The sequence below is a fragment of the Bradyrhizobium sp. WSM2254 genome (assembly GCF_000472645.1).
Lineage (GTDB): Bacteria > Pseudomonadota > Alphaproteobacteria > Rhizobiales > Xanthobacteraceae > Bradyrhizobium > Bradyrhizobium niftali.
The window spans coordinates 1-4,135 of sequence record NZ_AXAB01000093.1 but is presented as its reverse complement, the minus strand read 5'-3'; the positions used below and the strand labels follow the sequence as shown (position 1 = coordinate 4,135).

The 4,135-nt window shown below is 57.9% G+C and carries 5 protein-coding genes; 4 read left to right on the top strand and 1 reads right to left on the bottom strand.

The window, feature by feature from the left end; all coding sequences use genetic code 11:
* Nucleotides 1-757: 757 nt before the first annotated feature.
* From A3M7_RS0137590 to A3M7_RS0137575, 4 genes are all read left to right on the top strand, one after another.
* Nucleotides 758-1,189, top strand: coding sequence for an antitoxin Xre/MbcA/ParS toxin-binding domain-containing protein (locus A3M7_RS0137590; RefSeq protein WP_027548484.1), 432 nt, complete (start codon nt 758-760; stop codon nt 1,187-1,189).
* Nucleotides 1,171-1,650: an RES family NAD+ phosphorylase gene (locus A3M7_RS0137585; RefSeq protein ID WP_245284418.1), complete on the top strand. Its 480-nt coding sequence runs from the start codon at nt 1,171-1,173 to the stop codon at nt 1,648-1,650. The genes A3M7_RS0137590 and A3M7_RS0137585 overlap by 19 nt, the downstream gene beginning before the upstream one ends.
* 722 nt (nt 1,651-2,372) lie before the next feature.
* Entirely contained in the window at nt 2,373-2,846 is a 474-nt protein-coding gene (locus tag A3M7_RS0137580) for a hypothetical protein (RefSeq protein ID WP_245284417.1), read from the top strand.
* Nucleotides 2,836-3,786: a nucleotidyl transferase AbiEii/AbiGii toxin family protein gene (locus A3M7_RS0137575; RefSeq protein ID WP_027548481.1), complete on the top strand. Its 951-nt coding sequence runs from the start codon at nt 2,836-2,838 to the stop codon at nt 3,784-3,786. The genes A3M7_RS0137580 and A3M7_RS0137575 overlap by 11 nt, the downstream gene beginning before the upstream one ends.
* 255 nt (nt 3,787-4,041) lie before the next feature.
* Here A3M7_RS0137575 and A3M7_RS47935 read toward each other — a convergent pair.
* Nucleotides 4,042-4,135, bottom strand: a 94-nt coding sequence (locus A3M7_RS47935; RefSeq protein ID WP_156937107.1) for a DUF736 family protein, incomplete at its 5' end; no start/stop codon positions are given.

The following is a 4,135-nucleotide window of genomic DNA, read 5'->3' as shown; positions in this document are numbered from 1 at the left end:
GAGCCGCTGGCGTTGCGTTCAGGCGATCGAGGCGCAGCCGCTCTTCGGCCAGATCGAGCCATCAAGAGGCCAGGTGGTCCGTGCGCTGAACAGCATCCCCGGAAGAAGTTGTGGCGCCGCTCGGTTGGGCTGCACAAGAGGTCGCTACGGTCAGGCGTGGAGAAAACAACACTAGCGAAGGAAGAAATGGATTCGATTGCTTGGAATAATTCGCCCTGAAATGCCCTGCCTGCCTGTTGCCTGCCTTCGTGTTGGTCCAATACAAGGCCCTTGAAAGGATAGACAGGAGCTCGAGTTCAGATGGGCCGACGGCGACCAGCTTTCTGACGAGGATTTGCGTGCGTGGACAAGCTGTTGGAGGAGCTCGAGAAGAGCAAATCCGATAGGGAGATCCTGATGGAGAAATCAGATCGCATTGCGGAAGACGGCCCTCGCCTTTCTCTTCGATAACGCGCCGACAGGTCGAAAGGCTGCAGTGTCGATGATCCCGCGCGCTCGAATGACCGGAATTTCGGCTCTGAAGCGCGGGAAGATAGTCGCTCCAAGATCTGCGCTCCCAAACTTGTCGTTCAGGACAGTTCCTGGTGCGTGGATGCGGTTGCCAGCGGTGCCAACATGCCCCTGCATCGAAAGTACCTGCCCCGACGACCCTGTCCCCACTCCGGCTCCTCGCAAGCGGGCCTGTGCGGAGCCCTTGCAAATTCGGCAATATGCCGCTATCTATACGGCATATTGCCGCTAGGTTTGGGAGGCCCCTGTGTCCATCGTCGAAATCGTAGCAAGGAAGCTGGGTGGACGCTCGGTCCTCGGAGCGGTCATACGCTCGCAGGCGGACCTCGCCCTGGCGGTACGAAAGCGGCTTCCCCTGACCGCGCTGCATGGGCTGGCGAAGGCGGGACTTAGTGATCAGGAAATCGAATTGTTCGTCATTCCGCAACGAACGCGCCGGCATCGCGCGGAGAAAAAGCAACCGCTCACCGTGGAAGAATCCGACCGGGCAGTGCGATTGCTGCGGGTGCAGACACTTGCCGAGGAGACCTTCGGCGACGCCGACAAGGCCAATATATGGCTCCGGCGTTCGTTAGCAGAACTTCATGGCGAGACGCCGTTGGCGGTAGCACAAACCGAAACTGGCGCCCGCGTCATCGAGACCATACTCGGCAAGATCGCGTGGGGCGCCGCCGCCTGATGCTGCTTTGGCGTTTGTCGGGCATACAGCATGCCAAGACGTTCGATGGTGGCTATGGCCTGCTTTTTGACGGACGCTGGAATACGGTCGGACGGCCTGTGACCTACTGCAGCACGTCGCCTGCGCTGTGCGTGTTGGAAAAACTGGTCCATATCGAGGATCCAGCTCTCATGCCCGCGCTTATGATGGTGCGCTACGATGGGCCGGATGACCTTGGCGTCGAGACGCTGGGCTTAAGCGATCTGCCCGCCGATTGGCGGCGCCAGGAAGTTTGGACCCAGCAACGAGGTGATCAATGGCACGCCTCGCTCGCGACACCCCTCCTCCGCGTTCCCTCTGCCATCGTCCCTGTAGATCAGTCCCCCGACGTCAACATCCTGATCAACCACACTCACAAGGACGCGGCGCGGATCTCTGTGATCTCTGTCGAGCCATTCGTTCTTGACCCACGTCTGTTGTGAGCCAGAAACGATGACGAAGCGCCTTGCGGGATCAAAGCAACTATTACCGAGTGAAGGCCCTGTCCCATTTCCATGAAGCTTTGGGCGTCGTCGCCCAGCTCAGCAGATCTGTTCCCGTCTGCACGAGGCGAATTGTACGATTGCGCAGATCGTGCGCGCTGATTCCGCTCGATGTCGCCCAGCATTCCGGAATGATCCCGCCCACCGTTCCGATTTGATCTCGCCCGCCCGTTCCGAGATGATGGCGCCCACCATTCCGGGATGATGCCGCCAAGATGACGAGGCCTCTTCGGCTCCCATAGGTCCGCCCTTTCGGCTTTGCGAAGGGGGACCTGGATGCCGACGGAGAGGCTTGCGATGCGCCACGTGCGCGATGTGATCAAGATGAAGTGCCGAAGTCCAAGCGTTCGGAAGCTCTGTGTCTTTGACGTAGGAGCCTTCCGGATCGAGCCAGGGTTCGGTTCATTGTCCAAGCTCTGACAGAGGCCACCGGTATCATTGTTCTGTATAAGAATAGACATTTCAGCACCTTATGCCAAGTAATGCATGATTTTTCAATGAAATAACTTGCAGACAGTCAGTTCTGACTTATACTCCAAGCCATGACGAAGCTCGATGCCCTCAAGAAGCGCCTGAAGCCCGGCCAAGCCTATCGGCGAGCGGATTTGGCCCGCTGGTCGACATCCGTCGATCGGCACCTCAAGCAGCTGGTTGAGAGCGGCATGCTCAAGAAGCTTTCGGGCGGACTTTACGCCTATCCGAAGGAAACCGCGTTCGGCCCGGCGCCGGCTTCCGACAAGGAAGTGGTCGGCGCTTTCCTCAAGAACGATCCGTTTCTGCTGGCCTCCCCCAATGCTTACAACAGCCTCGGTGTGGGAACGACGCAGCTCTATGACAAGACGGTCGTCTACAATCACAAGCGCCACGGCGAGTTTCAGCTTGGCAACCGCAAGTTCGCGTTTCGCGTGAAGCCGCGCTTTCCGAAGTCGCTCACGAAGGAGTTTCTGCTTGTCGATCTCGTCAACAACGTCGATCAGCTTGCGGAAGCCAAGGATGACGTCTTGAAGCGGGTGATGCAGCGCGCCGCATCGACCGACCGGCGGCGCTTACGCCGCGCGGTTCGCGATTATGGAAACGAAAGAACGAAGAAGTTCTTCGATCGTGTGCTGAGAGCGGACGAACTGCATGCCGCGTGATTCCCTCCACAACCATCCGCAATTTGCCGACCTGATCCGGATCGTGGCGGAAGAAAAGGGCATTGATCCCGCACTCGTCGAAAAAGACTACTGGATCATGCATTGCCTTTGCGGGCTTCAGCAGCTTGGCTTCACATTTCAGCTGAAGGGCGGCACATCCCTTTCCAAGGGACATCAGATCATCAACCGGTTTTCGGAGGATATCGATATCCTGATTGAGCCTCCGAAGGACCGGGATGTGAAACCGGGGAAGAATCAGAACAGTGCAGCGCAAATCAAGACACGGACCGAATTCTACGACTGGCTGACGCAGACGATCAAGATCGACGGCATTACGGCAGTCGGAAGGGACACCGAGTTCGATGATGTGCCGAACTATCGGAGCGCGGGCATCAAGCTGAACCACACAACGGTCGTCGAGGCCATGGAAGGTCTGCGCGAAGGCGTCCTGCTGGAGGTCGGCTTCGACACCGTGGCCCCAAACACGCCAAAAGACATCAGTTCCTGGCTTTACGACCGGGCCGTTGCTAGCAATGTGGATGTCATCGACAACCGAGCCAAAGCGGTTCCTTGCTACGACCCCGGCTACACTTTTGTCGAAAAACTGCAAACGGTCTCTACGAAATTCCGCAAGCAGCACGTCGACCGTAGCGATCCGGTCGGATTCATGCGCCATTACTACGATATCTATGAGCTGTTGCGACGGCCCGAGGTTCAGAAGTTTATTGGCACTGATGCCTACAAGACCCACAAGCAGGCGCGCTTTCGCAAGGACGACAATCAGAACATTGCTGAAAACGAAGCGTTCATCTTGAGGGACGCGAAAACGCGCGCACTCTACACCGACGCCTATGAGCGCAGCAGAGCACTCTATTACGCCGGTAGGCCGACATTCGAGCAGATACTCGCCGAGATCAAAAAGTCGATCGATATAGTTTAGCTTTCGCCCCTTCAGACCTCGGGCGGGTTGACGAGCGCCTACACTACCAAGGGCCGGATAGTTATTATGACGCAAGAATCGACCGATCTCACAGATTTCAACACCGATCGCGTCGCCATACGCTCGGGTGCCAACAAAAGACGCGCGGCAGACTGAATACCAGTGGGGACCCGAGCGGCTCGACGCGTCCGAACTCGCAGTTACCTCGAATTGAGAAGCCCCGCCCGGCGGACCGGGCGGGGCTTCTTGGCGAACTCAGTCGCCGTTCTTACGGGGCCGCGACCAGATCAGGCTGAAGCCGTCGCCGTCCTCGTCGTTGAACAGGTTGGCGTAGATCGGTGCGTTGAAC

Bases quoted from the DNA above. Each gene is read 5' to 3' on its own strand.
- A3M7_RS0137580 (WP_245284417.1), top strand. From the start codon at position 2,373: ATGCTCAAGAAGCTTTCGGGCGGACTTTACGCCTATCCGAAGGAAACC.
- A3M7_RS0137575 (WP_027548481.1), top strand. From the start codon at position 2,836: ATGCCGCGTGATTCCCTCCACAACCATCCGCAATTTGCCGACCTGATC.